This window comes from Paraburkholderia caffeinilytica (assembly GCF_051027425.1).
GTDB classification, from domain to species: domain Bacteria; phylum Pseudomonadota; class Gammaproteobacteria; order Burkholderiales; family Burkholderiaceae; genus Paraburkholderia; species Paraburkholderia caffeinilytica_A.
In genome coordinates this window covers 4,296,990-4,322,447 of record NZ_CP186552.1, presented here as the reverse complement: position 1 = coordinate 4,322,447, position 25,458 = coordinate 4,296,990, and the positions used below count along the sequence as shown (strand labels likewise).

Here is a 25,458-nt window from a genome sequence, read left to right as displayed (position 1 = left end):
GGCGCCCGAACGCTCCCTACAATGCCGGTAAAACACACGTAGACAAGTGTGCACGAGACATGGGTTGCGAGCAACGCGACCCTAATAGGAGGAGCGGGTGCAATACGACTACATCATCGTCGGTGCGGGCTCGGGCGGCTGCTCGCTCGCGAGCCGTCTGGCGGATAGCTGCCCTGATGCAACGATCGCCCTGATCGAAGCCGGTCCGCATACGGACCGGAATCTCTTCGTGAACATGCCGGTCGGTGTGGCGGCGGTCGTGCCGCACAAACTCAAGACCAACTATGGCTATCTGACGACACCCCAGCCTGGGCTCGGCGGCCGTCAGGGCTATCAGCCGCGCGGGCGTGGCTTCGGCGGATCGAGCGCGATCAACGCGATGATCTACACGCGCGGCCATCCGCTCGATTACGACGAATGGGCGCAACTCGGCTGCGACGGCTGGTCATGGGCCGAGGTGCTGCCGTATTTCCGCCGCGCCGAAGGTAACCAGCGCGGCGCCGATGCATGGCACGGCGCCGACGGCCCGCTGACGGTGTCCGACCTGCGCTATCGCAATCCGTTTTCGAAGCGTTTCGTGCAGGCCGCGAGCGAAGCCGGTTACAAATCGAACAGCGACTTCAATGGCGCGGATCAGGAAGGCATCGGTTTCTATCAGGTGACACAACGCGACGGACGGCGCTGCAGCGTCGCGCGCGCCTATATCTACGATCGCGAACGGCCCAATCTGCATACGATCGCCGATGCGACGGTGCTGCGCGTGGCCTTCAACGGCAAGCAGGCGAGCGGTGTCGAAATCGTGCGCGGCGGCCGTACGGAAACGCTGGAGGCGCGCGCCGAGGTTGTGCTGGCAGCAGGCGCGTTCAATTCACCGCAACTGCTGATGTGCTCGGGTATCGGACCGGCGGCGCATTTGCAGTCGCAGGGGATTGCGGTGCTGCACGATGCGCCCGAGGTCGGCCAGAACCTGATCGATCACGTCGACTTCACGATCAACAAGCGGGTGGCGTCGATCGAGCCGACCGGTTTTTCGATTCGCGGCATCGCGCGGATGCTGCCGCAGTTTGTGACTTTCATGCGGCACGGGCAGGGCATGCTGTCGAGCAACGTCGCTGAAGCGGGCGGCTTCCTGAAGAGCCGGCCGACGCTCGAGCGCCCGGACCTGCAACTGCATTTCTGTGCGGCGATCGTCGACGACCACAACCGCCATATGCACTGGGGCCATGGTTATTCGCTGCACGTGTGCGTGTTGCGGCCGCATAGCCGCGGCACGGTGACGCTGGCGAGCGCCGATGCGCGTACCGCGCCGGTGATCCATCCGCGTTTCTTCAGCGATTCGCGCGATCTGGACCTGCTGGTGGAAGGCGCGCAGATGGCGCGGCGTATTCTCGATGCGCCTTCGCTGGCGCTGCACGGCGGCAAGGAGCTGTACACGCATTCGGGTCAGACGGAGGAGGAATTGCGCCGGACCATTGCCGAGCATGCCGACACGATCTATCACCCGGTCGCGACGTGCCGGATGGGTGGCGATGCGCGATCCGTGGTCGATCCGCAGTTGCGGGTGCGCGGTGTGACGGGGCTGCGGATCGTCGATGCATCGGTGATGCCGACGCTGATCGGCGGCAACACGAATTCGCCGACGGTGATGATCGGCGAGCGCGCGGCCGACCTGATCGCGGCAAGCCGGCGCGAAGGACAAATCGTGTCGGCGATGGCGTCGGCGGGCGTCACCGGCATGGCGGCATGATGACGCATCAACTTTCCTAATCTGGCTGGCAAATATAAGAAAAATTAGGCGAACGTCGGTTAATTCGTCATAAATTGTGTCGTTTAGTTTATGAGATTTCCCCAAACCTATAATCGCGCCGCGAAAAAGAGCGCGTCAGGTGGCGCGTTCGGGAACTCAAGGAAGCGAAGCGATGAGTATCAATGTGATTCAGCTGATTCAGTCCGCGATCACGGACGGTGTCGTGCGACAGTTGGCGGCGCGTTTCGGGCTGCCGCCGGACGCGACCCAGAAGGTGCTTGCGACAACCGGCCCGGCGCTCGTCGCCGGCCTGATGCAGAAGGGTGCGACGCTCGACGGCGCGCGTTCGCTGTTTGCAGCAATCCTCTCGCCTGAGGTGAATGGGCACATCGCCGAGCAGTTGCCGCAACTGCTCGGCACCACGACCGGTGTGAGCCAGCTGGAAGGCACGGGGCGTCATCTACTCGAACGCGCGCTCGATCGCCGTGTCGATACGCTCAGCGACGAAGTGGCATCCCAAACCGGCGTACCGGCACATGCGACGCACGCCATGACGGGTATCGTCGGCGCAACGTTGCTGGGTTTGCTGAAACGGCATTTTCTCGAAGGCCAGGGCAACGCCGGCCAACTGCCGACGCTGCTGAGCCATCAACTGCCGGCCATTGCGCCATATCTGAACGATCGGTTGATGGCCGGCCTCGGCCTGAGCGGACTTGGCGCATTTACCGGCAATATTCTGTCGCAGCTGAAAGCCGTCTCGGCGCACATCGACCATCCGACGCCTGCCGCCAAGCCGGTGGCCGAAGCCATATCGACCATCCGTGTCCCTGCCGACGCGGTGGTGCGTGAAGAGCGCCGCTCGCGCACGTGGCTGTGGTGGCTGCTCGCGGCAATCGCTGCCGTGCTGGCCTTCCTGTTCCTGCGGGGCTGTCATAGTCAGCAGCAAGGTGAGCAAGCAGGCGGGCACACGAGCGCGGAAGCCGCGGTAACTGCACAGCCCGCATCCGTCCCGGCCGAGGCCTCGGCCGCCGCAGCACCGGCCAGCGATGTCGCGGCTTCGGCACCCGCGGCCAGCGCCGCAGCAGCCAGCGAAGCGCAGCAACCCGCCGCGGCACCCGCAGCAACTAAAGACAGCCAGATCAGCTTCACGGTCGACGCCGCCGGCAAGCCGACGCTCACGGCGACGGTCGGCAGCGAAGCCGAAAAGACGCAACTGATCGACGCGCTGACAAAGCGCTTCGGCGCTGACCATTTCGTCGCGAACATTACCGTCGATCAGGACACGAAATCCGCTGACTGGCTCGCCCATCTGGACGGCCTGCTGCCGCTGATGGCATTGCCCGGCGCGGAAGTGAAAGTGGACGGCGCGCATATCGAATTGAGCGGCAGCGCGGCGAACGCGAAGCTCGGCTGGCTCGATAAACTGAAATCGCTGTTCGGTGCGTCGTATCAGATCGGATCGTTCAACGTCGAACAGGCGGTCGCCAATGCAACCGAGAACTTCCGCGGCGCGATCAAAGGCCTGCTCGCGCCGGACAGCTCGTGCGCGGCAGCGGACGTGGTCAAGGTGCTGAACCTGCAGGTGATCAACTTTACGAGCGCCAGTGCTCACGTGCCGGTTTCTGCAATTGAAGATCTGAACCAGTCGGCGCAGGTGCTGAATGCGTGTGCACGCAATGGCAAGCTGCCTAAGCTCGAAGTGGCCGGCTATTCGGACAATGTCGGCGGCGCACAAGCCAATCTGCAACTGTCGAAGAAGCGTGCCGAGGCGGTCCGCGCGTATCTCGTCAAGACGGGCGTGCCGGCGGCTTCGCTGGTCGCGCAAGGTTACGGCGACGTGCGTCCGGTCGCGAGCAATGACACCGCGGGCGGCCGCTTTGCCAACCGCCGCATTGAGTTTGTCGCGCAGCAATAGTAACGGCGCTTAGTGAGCGTTCACTGAGCCAGCCTTCATTGATCGCTTATTGAACGTTCAGGGTAAGCCGTTGAGATGCGCCGTAAAAACATGCCGCCCGGTTTATGCCGGGCGGCATGTTGTCATTCGGCTGGCCGCATTGGCGGCGGCCGCGTTTGCGGTGGCCGCATTGGCGGCGGCGTTGGTAATGGCCGTGTTTACGGCTGCGGTGTCTGAACCGGCGCCGTGATGCCGGTCATGCCGATACCCGGTCCCAGCATGAAATCGTCGCCGGCCTGGCCCGGCAGCGTCTCGCGCGCCACTTCCAGCCACGCGCGCGCCGCATGCGACAGATAACCGTTGCGACGCCAGCCGATTGCCATCTCCCACGGAATCTCCGGTTCCACCACCGGCCGGCAGGTGAACTGCGCTGCGTCGAGTCGCCGGCAATATGGGGCCGGCAGTAGGGCAATGCCGACGCCTGCCAGCACCAGCGCCGCCATGAAATCCCAGTGCCCGCTTCGCCCGACAATGGTCGGCGCAAAACCGGCGGCGCTGCATGCATTCAGTACGACATCGTTGAGCGCGAGGCTCTCGCCGTAGAACACGAACGGCTCGCTGGCGAGTTCGGCGAGCGGCACTTCATGCAGATCGTCCCAGCGCGAACCGGTGCGTGCGACGAGCCACAGCAATTGCCGTGTCATCGGCAACACCTCGATGTTGTCCGGATCGACCGGTTGCAGCACGCCGCCTAATTCCAGCTCACCATGGATCAGCGCGGCTTCGATCGCGCGCGAACCCTGCTCGAACAGCTTCAGTTCGATTTTCGGGTAGCGCTGGCGGAAGGCGGCGATAGCCGGTGTGAACAGCGAGCCGCCCATCGGCGGAATGCCGATGGTCAGTTCGCCACGACCCAGCGTGTCGAGATCGTTCAGTTCGGCTTGCAATTGAGCGTGCGCGGCCAGCACGTCCTGACCACGCTGGTAGACGATCCGGCCGGCGTCGGTCAACACCATCTGGCGTCCGTCGCGCAACAGCAGCGGCGAGCCGATCTCGTCTTCCAGAGACTTGACCATCTTGCTGATGGTCGGCTGCGTGACGAACATCTGCTCGGCGGCGACGGTGAAGCTCTGTTGACGGACCACTTCGACGAAATATCGCAGCGCACGTAATTCCACGATCTCAGTCTCCAGAATTCCAATTTGGAATGATCCGGATGATTGTAAGTCATTATATTTATGCCGCGGACGTAACCTGATGAGGCACTTCGTATCGGTGCGTTCGTGCGTGCCGTCTTTGACAAGATTCATGCGCGCCGAACGATCTGCCCGCATTGAAGGCGATCGTGACGAGCGTGTGAACGACGCTGTTCGGCGAACTCGCTTCCGTCGCTTTTCCAGGATGGGCTCTGCGGCAAGCGGGCTACCATCGACGGTTCTCTACCGTTCGGCCCGCAGCGCCCGTTTCAGTCCATGACACCCATCTCGATCATCATCCCCTGCTACAACGGCTCGGCGACGCTCGCCCGTGCGCTTCAAAGCTGCCTGATCCAGCCGGAAACCGCGCAGATCATCGTGGTGGACGACGGCTCGACCGATGCCTCCACCGGCCTTGCCGCACACTACGGCCGCCTCGATCCTCGCGTGAGTCTGCTGCGGATGCCGCACAACGGCGGTCCTGCCCGGGCGCGCAACTGGGGCGCCATGCATGCGGCTCACGGTCTGCTTGCCTTTCTCGATGCCGACGATGAATACATGCCCGGCGCGTTAGCCGCCGCGAGCGCGTTTCTCACGCAGAACCCGAAGGAAGTGTCCGTGCGGCTCGACGTCGACTACACGGATTTTCCGGCCGACATCATCCGTCATCCCGATTTCGACCAGCACGCCGCAACGCTCAGCAATACCGTGCCGAGCAGCCTGATCATCCGTCGCGCGGTGTATGCCGCACTTGGCGGCTTCCCGATGGATGACGCGTTCCGCCGCATCGGCGGCGAAGACGGCGCGTTTTCGTGGGCCTTGCGCGACATTTTTGGCAACCGGCGTCTCGACGACGCGAAGCGCGTGCGCATGCATTACCACGCCGGCATTCACGCCGAACGCTATTTCCGCATCGCACTTGGCTTGCAGACGCCGGATCCTGCCGACGTCGCCGATGCATTCCGGTTTTCGCGGCAGTTCCTCGAAACCGCGCGCGCGGGCATCGAGCAATTGCGCGCGGCAAGCGTCGCTGCTGATGCAGCTGCATCGGTAGCCCCGAATCACGCTGCCTAAATGCCTGGCATTGCGCCGACCCGATCCACACCCCGAAGCCATCTTGATTTGCTACAATCGCCGTTCGTCTCCGAGGAGCGTTGCGACGGGTACCGCGAATCAGCATTCGCCGGCCGCCCGCCAGGCTCGGAGGCTTCAATCGGAGGGCCGGATGCGCATAGCGCTCCCATCCACCGCATCGAACCGCGCTCACGTCAAATTTCTAGTCAATTATTTAGAAAGGAGGGCGTGATGAACGCCGCAGTTCTCGATTCAAAGCAAGATTTCCTCGTCGCCGATATGTCGCTTGCAGCCTGGGGCCGCAAGGAACTGAATATCGCTGAAACCGAAATGCCCGGTCTCATGCAGACGCGCGAGGAATACAAGAACTCGCAGCCGCTGAAGGGCGCGCGCGTCGCGGGTTCGCTGCACATGACGATTCAAACCGGCGTGCTGATCGAAACCTTGACGGCACTCGGCGCGGACGTGCGCTGGGCATCGTGCAATATTTTCTCGACGCAGGATCATGCAGCCGCCGCGATTGCACAAGGCGGCGTGCCGGTGTTCGCGTTCAAAGGCGAATCGCTCGACGAATACTGGGAATTCTCGCACCGCATTTTCGAATGGCCGAATGGCGAATTCGCCAACATGATCCTCGACGACGGCGGCGACGCCACGTTGCTGCTGATCCTCGGCTCGAAGGCTGAGAAAGACCGTTCGGTGATCTCGAAGCCGGAAAACGAAGAAGAAGTCGCGCTGTACAAGTCGATCGCCAAGCACCTCGATGCGGATCCGGTGTGGTACTCCACGCGTCTCGCGCACATCAAGGGCGTGACCGAAGAAACCACGACGGGCGTGCACCGTCTGTATCAGATGGAAAAGGAAGGGCGCCTGCCGTTCCCGGCGATCAACGTGAACGATTCGGTCACGAAGTCGAAGTTCGACAACCTGTATGGCTGCCGCGAGTCGCTGGTCGACGGTATCAAGCGCGCAACCGACGTGATGATCGCGGGCAAGATCGCGGTTGTGGCCGGTTACGGCGACGTGGGCAAGGGCTGCGCGCAATCGCTGCGCGGTCTGGGCGCGACGGTGTGGGTCACGGAAATCGATCCGATCTGCGCGCTGCAAGCCGCGATGGAAGGCTACCGCGTCGTGACGATGGAATATGCGGCCGACAAGGCCGACATCTTCGTGACGGCAACGGGCAATTTCCATGTGATCGGCCACGATCATATGGCTGCCATGCGCAACAACGCGATTGTCTGCAATATCGGTCACTTCGATTCGGAAATCGACGTTGCGTCGACGCGCAAGTACACGTGGGAAAACATCAAGCCGCAAGTCGACCACATCATTTTCCCGGACGGCAAGCGCGTCATCCTGCTGGCTGAAGGGCGCCTCGTGAACCTGGGTTGCGCGACGGGCCATCCGTCGTTCGTGATGTCGGCATCGTTTACGAACCAGACGATCGCGCAGATCGAGCTGTTCGTGCACGGCGACAAGTACGAAAACAAGGTCTATGTGTTGCCGAAGCACCTTGATGAAAAGGTGGCGCGTCTGCATCTGGGCCGTATCGGCGCGGAACTGACGGTGCTGTCGGACTATCAGGCAAGCTATATCAGCGTCGACAAGAACGGCCCGTTCAAGCCGAATCATTACCGCTATTAAGTCGCGCAAGTCACGCGACTAAGTAAGATTAAGCACGCGGGCGGTTTAAACGCATGACAGTTTGACGACAGGGCGGCGCGTAATGCGCCGCTTTGTTCACCATGCCCGCCTCTTTCCGTTCAGACGGACCTGCCTCAAAGGAGCTCTACATGACCGTGCTGCTGACCTGGCTGATCAACGCGCTGGCGCTTCTGATCATCACCTACCTCGTACCGTCGATTCATATCCGCAGTTTCGGCACCGCCTTGATCGTCGCGGTGGTGCTCGGATTGATCAATACGATTTTGCGACCGGTGCTGATCCTGTTGACGCTGCCCGTCACGATCGTCACGCTCGGACTCTTCATTCTGGTGGTCAATGCGCTGTGCTTCTGGCTGTGCGCGTCGCTGCTTAAGGGATTCGAAGTGTCGGGTTTCTGGTCGGCGTTCATTGGCTCGATTCTGTACAGCATCGTTTCGTGGCTGCTGTCCGCGCTTATTTTCGGCAACCGCAGTCTCGGTTGATCTACTGAATCATGAACCCGATCGAACTTTCATTCGAATTCTTCCCGCCGAAAACGCAGGAAGGCGTCGACAAGCTGCGCGCCACCCGCGCACAGCTCGCGTCGCTCAAGCCCAAGTTCGTGTCCGTCACGTTCGGCGCCGGCGGCTCGACGCAGCAGGGCACGCTCGATACCGTCGTCGATATGGCGAAGGAAGGGCTCGAAGCGGCGCCGCACGTGTCGTGCATCGGCTCGTCGAAAGAGAGCCTGCGTGCGATCCTCAACGAGTACCGCGCGCATGGCATTCGCCATATCGTCGCGCTGCGCGGCGATCTGCCGTCCGGCATGGGCGAAGTCGGCGAGCTGCGTTATGCATCGGAACTGGTGAGCTTTATTCGCGCCGAGTTCGGCGACTGGTTCTGGATCGAGGTGGCCGGCTATCCGGAATATCACCCGCAGTCGCGCTCGCCGCGTCACGATCTGGAAAACTTCGCCAACAAGGTGAAGGCCGGCGCCAATTCGGCGATCACGCAGTATTTCTTCAACGCGGACGCGTATTTCCGTTTCGTCGACGACGCGAGGAAGCTCGGCGTCGATGTGCCGATCGTGCCGGGCATCATGCCGATCACGAACTTCTCGCAACTGATGCGTTTCTCGGAGATGTGCGGCGCGGAAGTGCCGCGCTGGGTCGCGCGCCGGCTGGAAAGTTTCGGCGACGACCGCGAGTCGATTCGCGCGTTCGGGCTGGATGTGGTGACGGACCTGTGCGGGCGTCTCATCGACGCGAAGGTGCCGGGCCTGCACTTCTACACGCTCAATGGCGCAGCGGCGACCAAGGCAATCTGCGAACGGCTGGGCGTTTAAGTTCCGGGCAGCTTCTGTACAAAGCCGCGCGACTGACCGGGTCGCGCGGCTTTTTTTACACGGTTGCCGCAATGCAGCAATTTTATTCGTTAAGCGTTTTCCTGCGGCGTATAAGCCCGCATTGAACCCGATTTTTGGGCTGTCTATGATCGAAGCGCAGCTAACTTGGCTGCTGTGCGGAGAACGAGATGACAGTATCCCGATTGCTGTTTGCAGTTCGCCATACCTGTCTGCCAGTCTTGAGCGCCTGCGCGGTCTTTGCTGCCGGCCTCGCGCCCGCCGCCAACGCGGCCAGCCTGCCTGATAAAACCCTCGTGTTCTGCTCCGAAGGCAGTCCGGCTGGTTTCGATTCCGCGCAGTACACCACCAGCGTCGAATTCACCGCCGCCTCGTACACGGTCTATAACCGCCTGGTCGAGTTCGCCCGCGGCAGCACCGATATCGAGCCGGGCCTCGCTGAGAAGTGGGATGTGTCGCAGGACGGCCTGCAGTACACGTTCTACCTGCGGCATGGCGTGAAGTTTCAGACCACCGCGTTCTTCAAGCCGACCCGCGAATTCAATGCCGACGACGTGGTGTTCACTTACCAGCGGATGCTGGATCCCGACCAGCCGTTCCGAAAGGCGTACCCGGTTCCGTTTCCGTACTTCGCCGATCTCGGACTGGCAAAGAACGTCGCGAAGGTCGAGAAGCTGGATCCGTACACCGTGCGTTTCACGCTAAAGGAGGTCGATGCACCGTTTCTGCAGCAGATTGCGATGCCGTTCGCGTCGATTCTATCGGCGGAGTACACGGATCAACTGCTCAAAGCCGGCAAGGCGGCTGATATCAACCAATACCCGGTCGGCACGGGGCCGTTCATTTTCCGCAGTTATACGAAGGACGACACCATCCGTTTCGACGGCAATCCCGACTACTGGAAACCGGGCGTCGTGAAGGTCGGCAAGCTCATTTTCGCGATCACCACGGATCCCGCGGTGCGGCTGCAGAAACTGAAGCGCGGCGAATGTCAGGTGATGAGCTACCCGCGTCCGGCGGATATTCCGCAGATCAAGACCGATGCGTCGCTCGCATTGCCGAGCCAGGTCGGCTTCAATCTGGGCATTCTCGGATACAACACGACGAAAAAACCGCTCGACAACGTGCTGGTGCGGCGTGCGCTGGATATGTCGGTCAATAAGAAAGCGATCATCGAGTCGGTGTATCAGGGCGCCGGGCAAATCGCGACGAATCCCATGCCGCCGACCCAATGGGGCTACGACAAAAATCTGAAAGATGCGCCTTACGACGTCGATAAGGCCAAGGCGTTGCTGAAGGAGGCCGGCTACCCGGACGGCTTCGACCTGACTTTGTGGGCCATGCCGGTACAGCGGCCCTACAACCCGAATGCCCGGCTAATGGCTGAAATGCTGCAGGCCGACTGGGCGAAGATCGGCGTCAAGGTGACGATTGCCACGTACGAGTGGGGCGAGTACATCCGCCGCGCCCATGCCGGCGAACACGAGGCGATCCTGATCGGCTGGACGGGGGACTACGGCGATCCTGACAATTGGCTTGGTGTGTTGCTCGGTTGCGATGCGGTGAAGGGCAGTAACTTTTCCAAATGGTGCTACAAACCGTTCGACGATCTGATCAGGAAAGGCCGTGGCACCACCGATCTCGCCGAGCGGACCAAAGCCTATATGGAAGCTCAGGAAATTTTCAAGCAGCAGGTTCCGTTCACGCCGATCGCCCACTCCACCGTCTATCAGCCGATCAGCAAAGACGTCACGGGCTTCAAGATCGATCCGTTCGGTCCGACGCAATTCATGAACGTCGGGCTGAAATAGCCGCCAGCAGTGACCTGTGGGCCGCTTTTTGCTGAGCCTGCTTCTAACGTCGCACGTTCCGGCCAACGCCGGCGTGCGACCGTCCTTATGCCCCATCTGTTTCCGATCGTCAACCGGGGTATTTTCCTCCGCTTGTTGGTGCGAGCCAAGCTCAAGTAAGATCGCGCTACGCTGGCGGAAGCCAGCCCCGATCCTGGAGGAAACATGAAGCAAAACAACCTGTTGCGCGCCGCGCGTGTTACGACGCTCGTCGCAGCTGCAGCGGCATCGATGCTGGGCGCTACGAGCGCCCATGCCGAGATTCCGAACAAAACACTCGTTTACTGCTCAGAAGGCAGTCCTGCGGGTTTCGATCCGGCCCAGTACACCACTGGTGTCGATTTCACGGCCAACACGTTCACCGTTTATAACCGCCTCGTCGAGTTCGAGCGCGGCGGCACCAAAGTCGAGCCGGGCCTGGCAGAAAAGTGGGATGTCTCGCCGGACGGCAAGACCTACACGTTCCATCTGCGTCACGGCGTGAAGTTCCAGACCACCTCGTTCTTCAAGCCGACGCGCGAATTCAACGCGGACGACGTCGTGTTCACGTTCCAGCGCATGCTGGACACGAACCAGCCGTTCCGCAAGGCGTACCCGGTCCAGTTCCCTTACTTCACGGACATGGGCCTCGACAAGCTGATCACCAGTGTCGAAAAGGTCGATCCGTACACGGTCAAGTTCACGTTGAAGGAAGTCAACGCGCCGTTCATCCAGAATCTGGCGATGGAATATGCCTCGATCCTCTCGGGTGAATATGCGGACCAGTTGCTGAAGGCCGGCAAGGCTGCCGACATCAACCAGTACCCGGTCGGCACGGGTCCGTTCATCTTCCGCAGCTATACGAAAGACGCGACGATCCGCTTCGACGGCAATCCGGATTACTGGAAGCCGAACGCAGTGAAAATCTCGAAGCTGATTTTCTCGATCACGCCGGACGCCGGCGTGCGCGTGCAGAAGATCAAGCGCGACGAATGCCAGGTGATGAGCTATCCGCGTCCGGCCGACATCGCGCCGCTGAAGGCTGAGGCGAACATCGCGATGCCGTCGCAGCCGGGCTTCAACCTGGGCTATCTCGCGTACAACGTGACGCACAAGCCGGTCGACAAGCTCGAAGTGCGTCAGGCGCTCGACATGGCGATCAACAAGAAGGCGATCATCGAGTCGGTGTATCAAGGCGCAGGCCAGGCCGCGACGAACCCGATGCCGCCGACCCAATGGTCGTACGACAAGAACCTGAAGAGCGCCGCGTACGATACGGACAAGGCCAAGGCATTGCTGGCGAAGGCCGGTTATCCGAACGGCTTCGACATCACGCTGTGGGCGATGCCGGTGCAACGCGCGTACAACCCGAACGCCCGTCTGATGGCGGAAATGATCCAGGCCGACTGGGCCAAGATCGGCGTGAAGGCGAAGATCGTCACGTATGAATGGGGCGAGTACATCAAGCGCGCTCACGCAGGTGAAGACGACACGATGTTGATCGGCTGGACCGGCGACAACGGCGATCCGGATAACTGGCTCGGCACGCTGCTCGGCTGCGAAGCGATCAACGGCAACAACTTCTCGAAGTGGTGCTACAAGCCGTTCGACGATCTGATCCAGAAGGGTCGCGAGTCGTCCGATCAGGGCGCGCGCACGACGGCATACATGCAGGCGCAGCAGATCTTCGCGCAACAACTGCCGTTCTCGCCGATCGCTCACTCGACCGTGTACCAGCCTGTCAGCAAGAAGGTGGTCGATATGCGTATCGAGCCGCTCGGTTATGCGCGCTTCGACGGTGTCAGCGTCAAGTAAAGGTAATACAGTCAAGCCTACGCAGTAGCTTTTCGTACCGTTAGAAAACTGGTCGAAATGGTCCGGCGGCCGGGGTCACAAGCCCTCGTCGCCGGTTGCGTTTTTTCTTCATCAAGACCATAGGGACGAACCATGTTCCGCTTCGTTTTGCGCCGCATCGGCATGGTGATACCGACCTTCATCGGCATCACGATCCTCGCGTTTGCGCTGATTCACCTGATACCGGGCGATCCCATCGAAGTGATGATGGGCGAGCGCGGCGTCGATCCGGCCATGCATGCCGCCGCGATGCACCGCCTGGGGCTCGACGAGTCCTTGCCGATGCAATACGTCCACTATATCGGCCGCGCCATGCACGGCGATCTCGGCACCTCGATCATCACCAATACCAGCGTGATGGGCGAATTCCTCGCACGTTTTCCCGCTACCGTCGAACTGTCGATCTGCGCGATGCTGTTCGCGTTGATCGTCGGCTTGCCGGCGGGCGTGTTCGCGGCGCTCAGGCGCGGCACGGTGGTCGATCACGGCGTGATGGGCACGGCGCTCACCGGTTACTCGATGCCGATCTTCTGGTGGGGTTTGATCCTCATCATGTTTTTTTCCGTGGACCTCGGCTGGACGCCGGTGTCGGGCCGCATCGCGGTCGAATACGACATTCCGCACGTGACCGGTTTCATGCTGATCGACGCGTTGATGTCCACCGACGAAGGTGCATTCAAATCCGCGGTCAGTCATCTGATTTTGCCGGCTATTGTGCTCGGCACGATTCCGTTGGCGGTTGTTGCGCGGATGACGCGTTCGTCGATGCTCGAAGTGCTGCGCGAAGACTACATTCGCACGGCGCGCGCGAAGGGTTTGTCGCCCGCCCGCGTGATCATCGTGCATGCGTTGCGTAATGCGCTGATTCCGGTCGTGACCGTGATCGGTTTGCAGGTCGGCACGTTGCTGGCCGGCGCGGTGCTCACCGAAACGCTGTTTTCGTGGCCGGGTATCGGCAAGTGGCTGATCGACGCGATCGGCCGGCGCGATTATCCGGTGGTGCAGGGCGGTATTCTGATGATCGCTACGCTGGTGATCGTTGTGAACCTCGTCGTCGATTTGCTGTACGGCGTGTTGAACCCGCGCATTCGCCATACGAGGTAAGAATATGAACCCCCACGCAAACTTGCGTTCGCTGCCCCCCGAGGGGGCGCATGCCTCCCTTGAGGCGGCTCGGCGGGAGGCATGACCATGGCAGACATTCAAAATACAGTCCCCACAGCGGTCACCCCACCCAGTGGCCGCGCAATAGCCGCCCGTGAATTCTGGGCGAATTTCTCGCGTAATCGCGGTGCGGTCGCCGCCGGCGTCATCGTGCTGGTGCTGATCTTCATCGCGATTTTCGCGCCGTTGATCGCGCCGCACAGCCCGATCGAACAGTATCGCGACTCCGTGAAGATCCCGCCCGCCTGGCTCGACGGCGGCAACTGGAAGTTTATTCTCGGCACCGACGAAGCAGGCCGCGACATCCTCTCGCGTCTGATGTACGGCGCGCGTCTGTCGTTCTGGATCGGCTTCGTCTCGGTGGTCCTCGCGCTGATTCCGGGCATCGTGCTCGGGCTGATCGCAGCGTTCTTCGAGAAATGGGCCGATACGCCGATCATGCGCATCATGGACGTGCTGCTCGCGTTGCCCTCGCTGCTGCTCGCAGTGGCGGTGGTCGCGATCATCGGTCCGGGGCTCGTCAATACGATGCTCGCGATTGCGATCGTCGCGTTGCCGGGCTACGTGCGTTTGACGCGCGCCTCGGCGCAAGGCGAGTTGCAAAAAGAGTATGTGACGGCTTCGCGGGTTGCCGGCGCGAGCACGCTGCGTTTGATGTTCTCGCAAGTGCTGCCGAACTGCACCGCACCGCTGATCGTGCAGGCAACGCTCGGCTTTTCGTCGGCGATTCTCGATGCGGCGGCACTCGGCTTCCTCGGGCTCGGCGTTCAGCCGCCGTCGGCGGAGTGGGGCGCGATGCTGGCCTCGGCGCGCGACTATATCGACAGCGCCTGGTGGATCGTCACGATGCCGGGTCTCTCCATTCTGATCTCGGTGCTCGCGATCAATCTGCTCGGCGACGGGCTGCGCGACGCACTCGATCCCAAACTGAAGCGGATGGCCTGAATGGAACAACCTCCACGTTCAACTCATTCGCTGCCCCCGGAAGGGCAGGGTCAGCACGCCTCGGGCGGTCATGCGCGGACTGACGGTAACTTATTGACCATCCGCAATCTGGCGGTGAATTTCAACGGCCTGCCCGCTGTCGACCGGATCAACCTCGAGGTCGCGCCGGGTGAAGTGGTCGGCGTAGTCGGCGAATCGGGCTCGGGCAAGAGCGTGACGATGATGGCGCTGATGGGTCTGATCGACGCGCCGGGCAAAGTCACGGCGGATGAGATCACCTTCAACGGCAAGAACCTGCTGACGGCAACGGCGAGGGAACGCCGCAAGGTCATCGGCAAAGACATCGCGATGGTGTTCCAGGATGCGCTCACCAGTCTGAATCCGAGCTACACGGTCGGCTATCAGATCAAGGAAGTGCTGAAGCTGCACGAAGGCCTGCGCGGCAGCGCATTGGACAAGCGCGCGCTGGAGTTGCTCGACCAGGTCGGCATTCCGGACGCCAAGAGTCGTATCACGTCGTTCCCGCATCAGATGTCGGGCGGCATGAACCAGCGCGTGATGATCGCCATGGCGATCGCCTGCAATCCGAAGCTGCTGATCGCCGACGAACCGACCACCGCGCTCGACGTGACGATCCAGGCCCAGATCATGGAGCTGCTGATCAAGCTGCAGAAAGAACGCGGCATGGCGCTCGTGCTGATCTCGCACGATCTGGCGGTGGTGTCCGAGGTCGCGCAGCGCGTCGCGGTCATGTACGCTGGCGAAGTGATCGAAACCAATCGCGTGCCGGACATCTTTGCCGCGCCGCATCACCCGTACACGGAAGCATTGCTGGCGGCGATTCCCGAGCACAATGTCGGCGCGGTGCGGCTGGCTGCATTGCCAGGCATGGTGCCGGGGCGTGATGACCGGCCGAAGGGCTGTCTCTTCGCGCCGCGCTGCAAGTACGTGGTCGACGATTGCATGAAGGCGCGGCCTGCACTGGCGCCGATGCAAGACCACGCTGAGGTGGCGCGCGTACGCTGCATCAAACCCCTGAACCTGAGCGGCGACGCCAACGTTCACACCCATGGAGGCGCACGATGAACGCAGTATTCGAACCGCGGCGCCAGTCGGACCATGCGGGCGATCACGTGCTGGTTGCCGACAAGCTCGCGCGTTATTACACGGTGAAGCGCAGCCTGTTCAGCCAGGGCACGGTCAAGGCTTTGAACGGCGTGTCGTTTGCGCTCGAACGCGGCAAGACCCTGGCGGTGGTGGGTGAATCCGGTTGCGGAAAGTCCACCCTCGCGCGTCAACTGACCATGATCGAGGCGCCCAGTGCGGGCCGCCTGTTGATCGACGGTGAAGACGTGGCCGGCGCCGATCACGCGAAGATCGCCGCGCTGCGGCGGCGCGTGCAGATGGTGTTTCAGAATCCGTTTGCCTCGCTGAATCCGCGCAAGACGGTCGAGCAGACGCTCGGCGAACCGCTTGCGATCAACACGCAACTGAGCACGACCGAACGTGCTGAACGGATCGCGCAGATGATGCGCACGGTCGGCTTGCGTCCGGAGCATGCCAAGCGCTATCCGCATATGTTCTCGGGCGGTCAGCGGCAGCGCGTGGCGATTGCGCGCGCGATGATCCTTGATCCGCAGATCGTGGTTGCCGATGAACCGGTGTCCGCGCTCGACGTGTCGATCCAGGCGCAGATTCTTAATCTGTTCATGGATCTGCAGGAGCAGTTCAAAACCAGCTACGTGTTCATCTCGCACAACCTCTCGGTGGTGGAGCATATTGCCGACGATGTGATGGTGATGTACTTCGGTGGCGTGGCGGAGCTCGGCGACAAGAAGCGGATTTTCTCGAATCCGCGGCATCCCTACACGCGTGCGCTGATGTCGGCCACGCCGTCGATCTTCGAAGCGGATCGCACCATCAAGATCAAGCTGCAAGGTGAAATGCCGTCGCCGCTGAATCCGCCGTCGGGCTGCACGTTCCATCAGCGCTGCCCGTATGTGATCGACCGTTGCCGCAGCGAAGAACCGAAGTTGCGCGAAGTGGATGGTCGTCAGGTGTCGTGTCACCGTGCCGAGGAGGTGGGGGACATGGATGCCTGATGCAGTGGCGGCGCGTCGTCTTACGCGCCGCTCGCGTGATGGCGCCCGCCACGCTGCTTTCGCGCGGCGCTGGGGAGCGCGTGCACTGACCGGTGCCGCGCTCTTCGGTGCTTGTTCTGTCCTTCATCCTGGTGCAGGGCCGATCGGCGTTGTCCATGCTGCCGGCGCGGCGGCCAATGCGCCCGCTCAGGCCGGCCGGCCGGCATTGCCGGTGCCCAATTTGCCGGCGCAACCGCGCGCCACCTTGCCCGGCTTCAATCCGCCTCCCGCGACGCCCGGCACGACAGCCAGCGGCCCGGTGCGCCTGCAGCCGGCACGCATGCCGTTTTACGTTGCAACGCGCGGCACCACAACGATCTACGTGCTCGGCACGCTGCACGTCGGCGACCCCGCCGACTACCCGCCCGGGCAACCGTTCCGCGCGCCGATCCTCGGCGCGCTGGCGGCCTCGCCGACGCTGGCGCTCGAACTCTCACCCGACGAACTGCTGGTCTCGCAAGACGACGTGTCGAAGTACGGCATATGCCGCCGGGACTGTCTGCCGGGCCTGCTGCCCGAGCCTTTGTGGCACAAGCTGGCTTTTCGGCTGCGCGGCAATCCCGCGGCACTGGATGAAATCAAGAAGATGCGGCCGTGGCTCGCGTCGCTGGTGGTCGAAACCTACGATTCGTTGAGCGCCGGCTTGCAGACTGAATACGGCACGGAAGCGCAATTGCAGAACGTGTATATCAGGACGCGCGGCAAGATCGTCGGTCTCGAGACGCTGCATCAGCAGATGCGCGCGTTCACCAGCCTCACGCTTGCGCAGCAGCGCGAAATGCTCGCGCAGGACCTGGTGCAGACACCCGCGGAAAACGTCGACGATGTGAAGACCTTGCATCGGCTGTGGCGAGTGGGGGACGCCGATGCGATTGCGGCCTGGCAGGCCGCGAAGTCCGAAAAGCTGGCGCGCGACAAGCGCGTCTCCGACTCGATCGACAACAAGATCGTGTACGAACGCAACCGGCGTTTCGTGTCGCGGATGCTGCTGATCGCCGGGCCGAACAAGCCGGTGTTCGTGGCGATCGGCGCGTTGCATCTGGGCGGCCGCAAGGGCGTGCTGCAGCTTTTGCGGCAGCACGGGTTCGTGGTGGATGCGTGGTGAGGTTCGTCCCGGTTTGACGCGAAATGTGCGTCGTGGCTGACCACAGTCTTAGCCGGAATAGGCCGTTCGGCCAGAACAGGAACCGGTAATCAGGCAGCCAGTCCGATGCTGACGTGCGCCGCAAATTGTTCGCGGCGTACGCAGCCATAGCTGCCTTTGCATGCTATGATGTATGTACAAACGTCAATACAGGTGGCGCGTGCGTTTTGAGTGGGACGAAATCAAGAATCAAATCAACATCCATAAGCATGGCATCGACTTCATAGATGCTATCGACGTATTCAACCATCCGGTATTCACAGCGATAGACCAGCGGGAAGACTACGGCGAAGACCGTTGGGTCGCACTAGGCTGGATGGCGGCCATCGTGGGTGTAGTGGTGTACGTCGAGCGCAGCGCGGATGTGATCCGTATCATTTCGGCCCGCAAGGCGACAAAGCACGAAGTCAAACGCTACAAGCACAGCGTCTGGAATTGATTGGCACGCATCGTGGCAATGGCTGAAAACGAGCAGAGGTGAAATTATGGGTAAAACATCTGGAACCGACTGGAAGCGACTGGCAAAGACGGACGACGCGCAAATCGATACGAGCGACGTGCCTGAACTGGGCGACGACTTTTTTGATCGCGCTGAACTGCACGTTCCGCCGAAGCAGGCTGTGACGATGCGCCTGGATGCGGATGTGCTGAGCTGGTTCAAGGAGCAGGGGGCGGGCTATCAGACGCGTATCAACAAGTTGTTGCGCGCCTATATGCAGGCGCAACAGCGTCGTCGTCCTTAAGGTATGGCGTTTCAGCATTCTGTCTGGGCACAAAAGGGTTGGGAAGGCGCTGCGCAGAAACGCCTGAAATCTGTGCAGCGGAGGTTTTATGGATTGCCGTCGCGCAGTGCTTCGGACACGCGTTTAACCACTGGCGTCCAATCGCCCAACGTCGTTTGTCGGAATAATTTCATCGCCGGATACCACGGCGAATCGCTGCGCTCTTCGAGCCAGCGCCAATCCGAGTTGGCGGGCAGCAGCACCCACACCGGCTTGCCCAGTGCGGCCGCCAGGTGCGCCACGCCGGTATCCACGGCGATCACCAGATCGAGATTCATGATGAGCGCGGCGGTGTCGTCGAAGTTGTGCAGATCGGCGGTGAAATCGTGGGCGCGGAAAGCTTCAGACGCATCGGCCAATTGCGCGTGCGCGGAGCCCTTTTGCAGCGGGTACCACGCAATGCCCTCCAGTTCGCTTAGCGCGCCCAGATCGGCGAGCGCCATCGACCGGTAGCGATCGTTGCCAAACGTCGGGCTGCCGGACCACACCAGGCCCACTTTGCGTTTTGTTTTGCCGGCTGCGTTTACCCGCTTGCGCCATGCCTTGGTCTTTGCCTGGTCGGCAAACACGTACGGTACATCCGCAGGAATGGTTGACAGTTCAGTGCCGACGCACGAAGGCACGCTCATCATCGGCACCCAGAAATCGTATTCGCCTTCAGGCGTCCCGTTGAATGCGCGATGCACGCCCGGGATGCGTTCAACTAGCGGCAGCAGCGGTTCGCGCACGCAAATGTCGAGTGTCGCGCCGAGTTGTTCGAGCACACGCGCATAGCGCAGAAACTGGAAGTGATCGCCGAAACCCTGTTCACCGACCAGCAACAGACGGCGCCCGTCGAGCGGCTCGCCCCGCCACTCGGCGATGCCTGGAACCACGATCGCCTCGTAGTCGCTCTTGCGCCAGCGTTTCGCAAACGCCGCCCAACCCTGCTTGTAATCGCCGCGCTTGAGCAACAGCCACGCGAGGTTCTGATGCGCATCGGCATAGTGTGGATCGAGCGCCAGTGCGTGGCGATAGAGGCCTTCCTCTTCGTTGAGGCGGTCCTGCGCGCCGAGTGACCCGCCGAGGCAAACCAGATTCGTGGGATTCGGCTTGAGCACGACCGCTCGGCGATAGTGCGATTCAGCACCGGCGTAGTCGCCGAGTTTGCCGATCAGGCTGCCGAGGTTGATATGGGCTTCGGCGTACCGAGGACGGAGCGCCAAAGCCTGCTCGAAACTGGCGATCGCTTCAGTGTGCCGGCCTTGCGCGTTGTACGCGTTGCCCGCGTTGAAATGCACCTCGGCCGAGTGAGGATCGAGCGACGACGCGCTCCGGTAGCAGGCGAGTGCCTCGTCATAACGTCCCAGCTTGGCGAGCGCCGTGCCGAGGTTCAGGTACGCATCGACAAAGGCGGGCTCGGCCGACAGCGCCAGCCGATATTGCTCGATGGCGATCTCCAGGGCGCCTTGCGCCTGCAGCGCGACGCCGAAGTTGTTGCGTGCGTCGGCGAAGTCCGGCTGTAACTGCAAGGCCTGGTCGTAGCAGATCATGGCTTCTTCCTGATGGCCCAGTGCCGCGGCGGTGAGGCCGCGGTTACTCCAGCAGGCGGCGTTGTTCCTGTCGATCCGCAGCGCTGCGCTGAGCAACCGGGCGGCGGACTCATGATCGCCTAGCTGATGTTGCAGCACGCCGTAGTAGTGCAACGCGTCGGCGTGAGCGGGATCGATAGCGAGGGCTTCGCGGTAGAACGACTCGGCGGCCTCCAGTTGGCCGGCCAGGTGAGCTTCGAGTGCGGCACCGATAAGCGAAGCTAGATAGGCCGAAGGCGATGTCTGCGAACTGTCAACGCTGGGTGAATATTCCATGAGGACCTGGAGGGGAGAGCGCCGATGTCGCGCTTGGCACGCGGCGGCATGCGTGGATGGGAGACCATCCGCCAGCGTAAGGTTCGGCGTCGACGCTGACGATCGGACGCATCCTAATTCAGCGATTTCCACATGCTTCGGAATGGAAGTGCTGGCCTCGCGCATGAACTTCATGCCATTGCGAAACCGGCCTTCCTGCATCGCACGTTTCGGAGCGGTCCTAAAGACCGGGCATCACGCGGCGTCCACAATTGGCGCTCCGATCGGACGCACGCCATTCGCATAACTTGCGCTAGCGTTCATCGCCTACCTGTGTCCGCAGCGCTGAGCGATATCAACTATCAAGGCTTCCGGACCGCACTTTCCACGCACACCTGCTCGCCGATCATGCCAGTCCCTTTCTCTCTCCCGCCCGACGACATCACGGCCTTGCACAAAGCGGCCGACGAAGCTCGCGAAGCAGGCAACGTCGACGAGGCACAGAGACTCCTCGACCGACTCCTCGCGCGTAATCCCAGACATGGCGGTGCGTTGTTTGCCTACGCGTTGCTGGCGCTTGAATCGAAGCAGATGGACTCGGCGCAAGGCTGGGCCGAACGCGCACTCGAAGCTCAGCCTGACGCGGCCTCCTTTCACTTGCAGTGCTTTATCCAGATCAAAACGGGGGCGATCGCCGATGCCAGGCAGACAGCTCAACTCGGCCTTGAGCGCCACCCCGACGCGGCTTCGCTGCATCTTTTTCTCGGTCTGACACTGCAGATGCAGGGGCACAATCAGGCTGCAGCACACGCCTATCGCAGGCTGCTTGAACTCGACCCGGACCACGCGGGCGCGCATGCCAATCTGGGGACCGTGACCCGGCACCTAGGAGCGTTGAACGAAGCTGAGCGGTATTTGCGGCGAGCCATTGCGCTGAAACCGGACTATCTCAGCGCCCGCTGCAATCTCGCTACCGTTTTGCTGGCTGCGGGGCAGTATGAAGAAGCGTGGCCGTTGTTTGAAGACCGCTGGGTCAATATGGTCGACGGCCAGGGACGCCCCGCGCCGGAGCGCCCGCCGGTACCGTTGCCGCAATGGAGAGGAGAGAATCTGAACGCCGCCGGTTGCATGGGCGACGTGCCTGCTCGTCGCCCGCGTCTGCTGGTCTTCCATGAGCAGGGATTCGGCGACAGTCTGCAGTTCGTGCGCTATCTGCCGTTGGCCCTCGAGCATTTTTCCGAGGTCGGCTATATCTGCCCGCAGCCATTGAAGCGCCTGTACGAGCAGTCGTTCGAACCGCGCTGGCCGGGCGTAACGGTGCTCGATAACGTCGAGCCGAACTTCGACGAGTGGGACTGGTATTGCCCGCTGATGTCGTTGCCCATGGCGTTCGGCACGCGGCTGGACACCATTCCGGCTTTCACCTATCTACATGCCGATGCCGGCCGTGCTGCCTGGTGGCATGCCCGGCTGGCAGCCTTGCCGAACCCTGGCCTGCCGCGCGTAGGCGTGGTGTGGGCCGGAGGCCATTCAGGTTTTACCGAGGACAGGGTGCGCAGCATGACTTCCGCACACATGGCGCCGCTGCTCGCCATGCCGCACATCCGCTGGATCAGTTTGCAAAAAACCGACGACCTCGCGAAGCGCGCCGATCCGGCAAGCGAGGCACGTCTGACAAGCTACATGGATGAAGTCGACGATTTCGCGGACACCGCTGCGCTAATCGAGAACCTTGATCTGGTGATTTCGGTGGATACATCAGTCGCGCATCTGGCCGCCGCGATGGGTAAGCCGGTCTGGCTGCTCAATCGCTTTGCGGGTTGCTGGCGCTGGTTGCGCGATCGCGAGGATAGCCCGTGGTATTCGAGCGTGCGGATCTTCACCCAGCCGCAGCAGGGTGACTGGGACAATGTGCTCGAACAGGTGGCTGCAGCTCTGCAGCAGACCTTCGGGTCAGACAGTGTGAGAGATGCTCCACGCAGCCTTGTTTAGCCGGCGAATCACGCGTCTCGATTCAGACTGCTGTTTTACACAGGCGCACTGCACCGCGCCGCTTCAGCCCACCAAGTCGAACGCGTTGTTCGTCTAGGTTTGCCGAAGCGGTGAGTCAAGATTCCTACAAGAACATCAGGAAATTCAGCAGGAAAATATTCACGACCAGCAAGGTCAGCGCGGTGGGCACCTGCACCTTGATCACCGCATTCTTATCCGGCAGTTCCAGCAGCGCGGCGGGCACCATGTTGAAGTTCGCGGCCATCGGCGTCATCAGCGTGCCGCAGTAGCCGGAGAACATGCCGATCGCGACCATCACCGCAGGATTGCCGTGAAACACGCCCACCAGAATCGGCACGCCGACGCCGCCCGTCATCACCGGGAATGCGGCAAAGCCGTTGCCCATCACCATCGTGAACAGCGCCATGCCGATGCAGTACACAGCCACCGCGACAAACCGGTAGTCGAGGCTGATGTAGGCCGTGGTCACGTGAGCCACCGCCTTGCCCACTCCAGCGTCCGAGAACACGAGGCCGAGCATGCCGAGCATCTGCGGCAGCACCGCGGCCCATGACAACGCATCGACCAGGCGGCGCGCTTCTTTCATCGACTGGCCGACGGTATCGCGCGTCATCACACAGGCAATCGCGAGTGCGATCACACAGCCGATGCCGAAGCCGATCAGCGTGACGTTAGCCTTCTCGATCAGCGGCGTGCCGCCGAAGATCAGATGGCTGGCCGACAGCGTAATGATCACGGTGACGACCGGAATCGTCAGCGCGGGCACGAACAGTTTGTTGCGCAGACGCGCGGCGCTGGCCATGCGCGCTTCGAGCGACAGCAGTTTCGGCTTGGCCGCGGTCACACCGCCAAAGCCCGCAATCAACGCCATCACGATCACCAGCACGCCGACCACCGAGGGCGGCAACTTGTCACCGATCAGGAAGATCAGCGCGTAAAGGATCCAGAAACCGCCCGCGGTGAAACGGCGCGGGTGTTCCTTGTCCGTGACGATCATGCCGCCGATGATGAGCAGCACGACGCCCAGCAACCAGAACAGATAGGTAATCGTGAGCGTCATGCTTTGTCTCCTGCTGCGGATTGCGTCGGCGAAACTGCAGCGGCGTTGGCAGCCGCATTCCCGCGCAGTTCGCGTTCGAGCCTGCGGTCGAGCAGATACAGGCGGAAGCCGTGAATGATGAACGCGCAGATCGCGGTCGGGATGCCCCAGACGGCCACGTGAATCGGCTCGACGATGATGCCGGCTTCTTTCAGGAAAGTTGTCATCAGCACGATCGCGCCGAACGCGACGAAGATGTCTTCACCGAAGAACAGGCCGACGTTGTCGGTCGCCGCGGAGAAGGCGCGCAGCTTGAAACGCACCGCGTCGCTGATCTTGCCGAAGCGTGTTTCCGTTGCACCTTCGGCCATCGGTGCGATCAGCGGACGCACCATCTGCGGATGACCGCCGAGACCGGTCAGGCCGACAGCGGCAGTCAGTTCGCGCACCAGCAGATAGACGATCAGCAAACGCCCCGCGGTTGCAGCCTTGATGCCGCCGATCCACGCTTGCGCGCGCTCGCGCAGGCCATGCCGTTCCAGCAGGCCGATCACCGCCAGCGGCAACAGGATGATCAGCGGGATGTTGCGGGTCTTGATAAAGCCGGTGCCGATTTCAGCGAGGATCTTTTCCAGCGGGAAATGCGCGGCCAGACCCGTGACGATCGCGGCAACCGCCACGATCAGCATCGGATTGAACCGTAATAAAAAGCCGACGATGATGACGGCCACGCCAATGAGCGGCCATAGACTGACTGTTGTCTGCATCTGGATCTCCAAACAGGGTTTCAACCTTGCCGCTTGTGGCGGCTAACGTGGGCCGGCGCCAGGGTACTCATGCGCCGTTTTGCTGCCGCGGCTCTTGATGGCCGCCTTGCTTCGACTACACCTGCACCTGCATGTCCACTTACGCTTGCGTCTACTCACTGCGGTACTGCACTGCGTCTTGCACCTGGCAAACGCCCCGCATGAAGCGGGGCGTTCGGGGTTGGGCAACGGTTGAATCGCGCTGTCCGGCTTCGCGTTTGTCAGCGCCCGGATCAGACGCTCGCGGCGCCGGCCGCGTGAACTTCGATGCCGGCGTCCTGTAGCGCGTTACGGATGCGTCGCGCGAATGCCAGTGCATGCGGCCCGTCGCCGTGCAGGCAGATGGTTTGCGCATTGAGCGGCACCCAGTGTCCGTCGACGGCTTGCACGCGACGCTCGCGCACCATGGCGAGCGTGCGTTCCAGTACCACGTCTTCGTCGTCGAGCAGCGCGCCCGGCTCCTTGCGCGGCACGAGCGAGCCGTCGGCGCGATAACCGCGGTCGGCGAATACTTCTTCGACGGCGGTCAGGCCCGCTTCGCGTGCCGCCGTCACGAGTCCGCTGTTGGCGAGCGCGAACACGGCCACCGACGGGTCGAAATCGTGAACCGCCGAGACGATCGCATCGGCGATCTTCGCGTCGCGCGCGGCCTGGTTGTAGAGCGCGCCGTGCGGCTTGACGTGCGCGATGCGGCCGCCTTCGGCCTGTGCAATCGCCGACAATGCGCCGAGCTGATACAGCACGCCCGCGTAGATGTCGTTGGCCGGCAGATCCATTTCCTTGCGGCCAAAATTCTCAGGATCGTTAAAGCTCGGATGCGCGCCGATCGACACGCCTTTTTGCACTGCCCAGCGCACGCAGTCGCGCATGGCGTTGGCGCCGCCCGCGTGCCAGCCGCACGCGATGTTGGCCGAGCTGACGAGGTCGAGCAGCGCCTCGTCTGAGCCACAGCCTTCGCCGAGATCGGCGTTCAAATCGATTTCCATGGTGTTCC

The 25,458-nt window shown here is 62.0% G+C and carries 21 protein-coding genes and 1 riboswitch; of the genes, 16 read left to right on the top strand and 5 right to left on the bottom strand.

The window, feature by feature from the left end; genetic code table 11:
• Window positions 1-97: 97 nt before the first annotated feature.
• Both ACOSV0_RS19385 and ACOSV0_RS19380 read left to right on the top strand, forming a co-directional pair.
• The gene (locus ACOSV0_RS19385) at window positions 98-1,747 is read left to right on the top strand and encodes a GMC family oxidoreductase (protein WP_434107716.1); all 1,650 of its coding nucleotides are present in this window, start codon (window positions 98-100) and stop codon (window positions 1,745-1,747) included.
• A 172-nt stretch (window positions 1,748-1,919) separates the two neighbouring features.
• Window positions 1,920-3,662 carry an OmpA family protein gene (locus ACOSV0_RS19380; protein WP_434107714.1) on the top strand — a complete coding sequence of 581 codons (1,743 nt, stop codon included), beginning with the start codon at window positions 1,920-1,922 and terminating at the stop codon, window positions 3,660-3,662.
• A 197-nt stretch (window positions 3,663-3,859) separates the two neighbouring features.
• On the opposite strand, the gene ACOSV0_RS19375 is transcribed toward ACOSV0_RS19380, so the two are convergent.
• A complete protein-coding gene (locus ACOSV0_RS19375) occupies window positions 3,860-4,819 on the bottom strand; it encodes a LysR substrate-binding domain-containing protein (RefSeq protein WP_434107712.1) in 960 nt (319 codons plus the stop codon).
• A gap of 294 nt (window positions 4,820-5,113) precedes the next feature.
• Between ACOSV0_RS19375 and ACOSV0_RS19370 the strand changes: the two genes are divergently transcribed.
• The 13 genes from ACOSV0_RS19370 to ACOSV0_RS19310 all read left to right on the top strand — a co-directional run bounded on the left by ACOSV0_RS19370 (window position 5,114) and on the right by ACOSV0_RS19310 (window position 18,741).
• Window positions 5,114-5,911 (top strand): glycosyltransferase family 2 protein, encoded by a 798-nt coding sequence (locus ACOSV0_RS19370; RefSeq protein WP_434107711.1) that lies wholly within the window; start codon window positions 5,114-5,116, stop codon window positions 5,909-5,911.
• Window positions 5,912-5,977: 66 nt separating this feature from the next.
• Window positions 5,978-6,109: riboswitch (S-adenosyl-L-homocysteine riboswitch) on the top strand.
• Between the two features lie 33 nt (window positions 6,110-6,142).
• Window positions 6,143-7,558, top strand: coding sequence for an adenosylhomocysteinase (gene ahcY / locus ACOSV0_RS19365; RefSeq protein ID WP_434107710.1), 1,416 nt, complete (start codon window positions 6,143-6,145; stop codon window positions 7,556-7,558).
• A gap of 149 nt (window positions 7,559-7,707) precedes the next feature.
• On the top strand, window positions 7,708-8,061 hold the full coding sequence (locus ACOSV0_RS19360; RefSeq protein WP_434107709.1) for a phage holin family protein: 354 nt from the start codon (window positions 7,708-7,710) through the stop codon (window positions 8,059-8,061).
• A gap of 11 nt (window positions 8,062-8,072) precedes the next feature.
• Window positions 8,073-8,903, top strand: coding sequence for a methylenetetrahydrofolate reductase [NAD(P)H] (metF, locus tag ACOSV0_RS19355; protein ID WP_434107708.1), 831 nt, complete (start codon window positions 8,073-8,075; stop codon window positions 8,901-8,903).
• Window positions 8,904-9,091: 188 nt separating this feature from the next.
• Entirely contained in the window at window positions 9,092-10,732 is a 1,641-nt protein-coding gene (locus ACOSV0_RS19350; RefSeq protein WP_434107707.1) for an ABC transporter substrate-binding protein, read from the top strand.
• A gap of 204 nt (window positions 10,733-10,936) precedes the next feature.
• Window positions 10,937-12,565 (top strand): ABC transporter substrate-binding protein, encoded by a 1,629-nt coding sequence (locus ACOSV0_RS19345; RefSeq protein WP_434107706.1) that lies wholly within the window; start codon window positions 10,937-10,939, stop codon window positions 12,563-12,565.
• A gap of 132 nt (window positions 12,566-12,697) precedes the next feature.
• Window positions 12,698-13,708: an ABC transporter permease subunit gene (locus ACOSV0_RS19340; RefSeq protein ID WP_434107704.1), complete on the top strand. Its 1,011-nt coding sequence runs from the start codon at window positions 12,698-12,700 to the stop codon at window positions 13,706-13,708.
• A gap of 87 nt (window positions 13,709-13,795) precedes the next feature.
• Window positions 13,796-14,713, top strand: coding sequence for an ABC transporter permease subunit (locus ACOSV0_RS19335; protein WP_434107703.1), 918 nt, complete (start codon window positions 13,796-13,798; stop codon window positions 14,711-14,713).
• Window positions 14,714-14,806: 93 nt separating this feature from the next.
• The gene (locus tag ACOSV0_RS19330; RefSeq protein ID WP_434110337.1) at window positions 14,807-15,799 is read left to right on the top strand and encodes an ABC transporter ATP-binding protein; all 993 of its coding nucleotides are present in this window, start codon (window positions 14,807-14,809) and stop codon (window positions 15,797-15,799) included.
• Window positions 15,796-16,815 carry a peptide ABC transporter ATP-binding protein gene (locus ACOSV0_RS19325; protein WP_434107701.1) on the top strand — a complete coding sequence of 340 codons (1,020 nt, stop codon included), beginning with the start codon at window positions 15,796-15,798 and terminating at the stop codon, window positions 16,813-16,815. The genes ACOSV0_RS19330 and ACOSV0_RS19325 overlap by 4 nt, the downstream gene beginning before the upstream one ends.
• Window positions 16,808-17,959 (top strand): TraB/GumN family protein, encoded by a 1,152-nt coding sequence (locus ACOSV0_RS19320; protein WP_434107700.1) that lies wholly within the window; start codon window positions 16,808-16,810, stop codon window positions 17,957-17,959. Before ACOSV0_RS19325 ends, ACOSV0_RS19320 begins: the two co-directional genes overlap by 8 nt.
• 172 nt (window positions 17,960-18,131) lie before the next feature.
• A complete protein-coding gene (locus ACOSV0_RS19315) occupies window positions 18,132-18,437 on the top strand; it encodes a BrnT family toxin (RefSeq protein ID WP_434107699.1) in 306 nt (101 codons plus the stop codon).
• A 46-nt stretch (window positions 18,438-18,483) separates the two neighbouring features.
• Complete coding sequence (locus ACOSV0_RS19310; protein WP_434107698.1) at window positions 18,484-18,741, top strand: BrnA antitoxin family protein; 258 nt, start codon at window positions 18,484-18,486, stop codon at window positions 18,739-18,741.
• An 86-nt stretch (window positions 18,742-18,827) separates the two neighbouring features.
• On the opposite strand, the gene ACOSV0_RS19305 is transcribed toward ACOSV0_RS19310, so the two are convergent.
• Window positions 18,828-20,627: a tetratricopeptide repeat protein gene (locus ACOSV0_RS19305; RefSeq protein WP_434107697.1), complete on the bottom strand. Its 1,800-nt coding sequence runs from the start codon at window positions 20,625-20,627 to the stop codon at window positions 18,828-18,830.
• Between the two features lie 387 nt (window positions 20,628-21,014).
• Between ACOSV0_RS19305 and ACOSV0_RS19300 the strand changes: the two genes are divergently transcribed.
• On the top strand, window positions 21,015-22,598 hold the full coding sequence (locus ACOSV0_RS19300; protein ID WP_434107696.1) for a tetratricopeptide repeat protein: 1,584 nt from the start codon (window positions 21,015-21,017) through the stop codon (window positions 22,596-22,598).
• 124 nt (window positions 22,599-22,722) lie between these two features.
• On the opposite strand, the gene ACOSV0_RS19295 is transcribed toward ACOSV0_RS19300, so the two are convergent.
• The 3 genes from ACOSV0_RS19295 to pxpA form a co-directional block, all read right to left on the bottom strand.
• On the bottom strand, window positions 22,723-23,679 hold the full coding sequence (locus ACOSV0_RS19295; RefSeq protein ID WP_434107695.1) for a DUF979 domain-containing protein: 957 nt from the start codon (window positions 23,677-23,679) through the stop codon (window positions 22,723-22,725).
• A complete protein-coding gene (locus ACOSV0_RS19290; RefSeq protein WP_434107693.1) occupies window positions 23,676-24,425 on the bottom strand; it encodes a DUF969 domain-containing protein in 750 nt (249 codons plus the stop codon). Before ACOSV0_RS19290 ends, ACOSV0_RS19295 begins: the two co-directional genes overlap by 4 nt.
• A gap of 272 nt (window positions 24,426-24,697) precedes the next feature.
• On the bottom strand, window positions 24,698-25,450 hold the full coding sequence (gene pxpA / locus ACOSV0_RS19285) for a 5-oxoprolinase subunit PxpA (RefSeq protein ID WP_434107691.1): 753 nt from the start codon (window positions 25,448-25,450) through the stop codon (window positions 24,698-24,700).
• Window positions 25,451-25,458 lie beyond the last annotated feature (8 nt).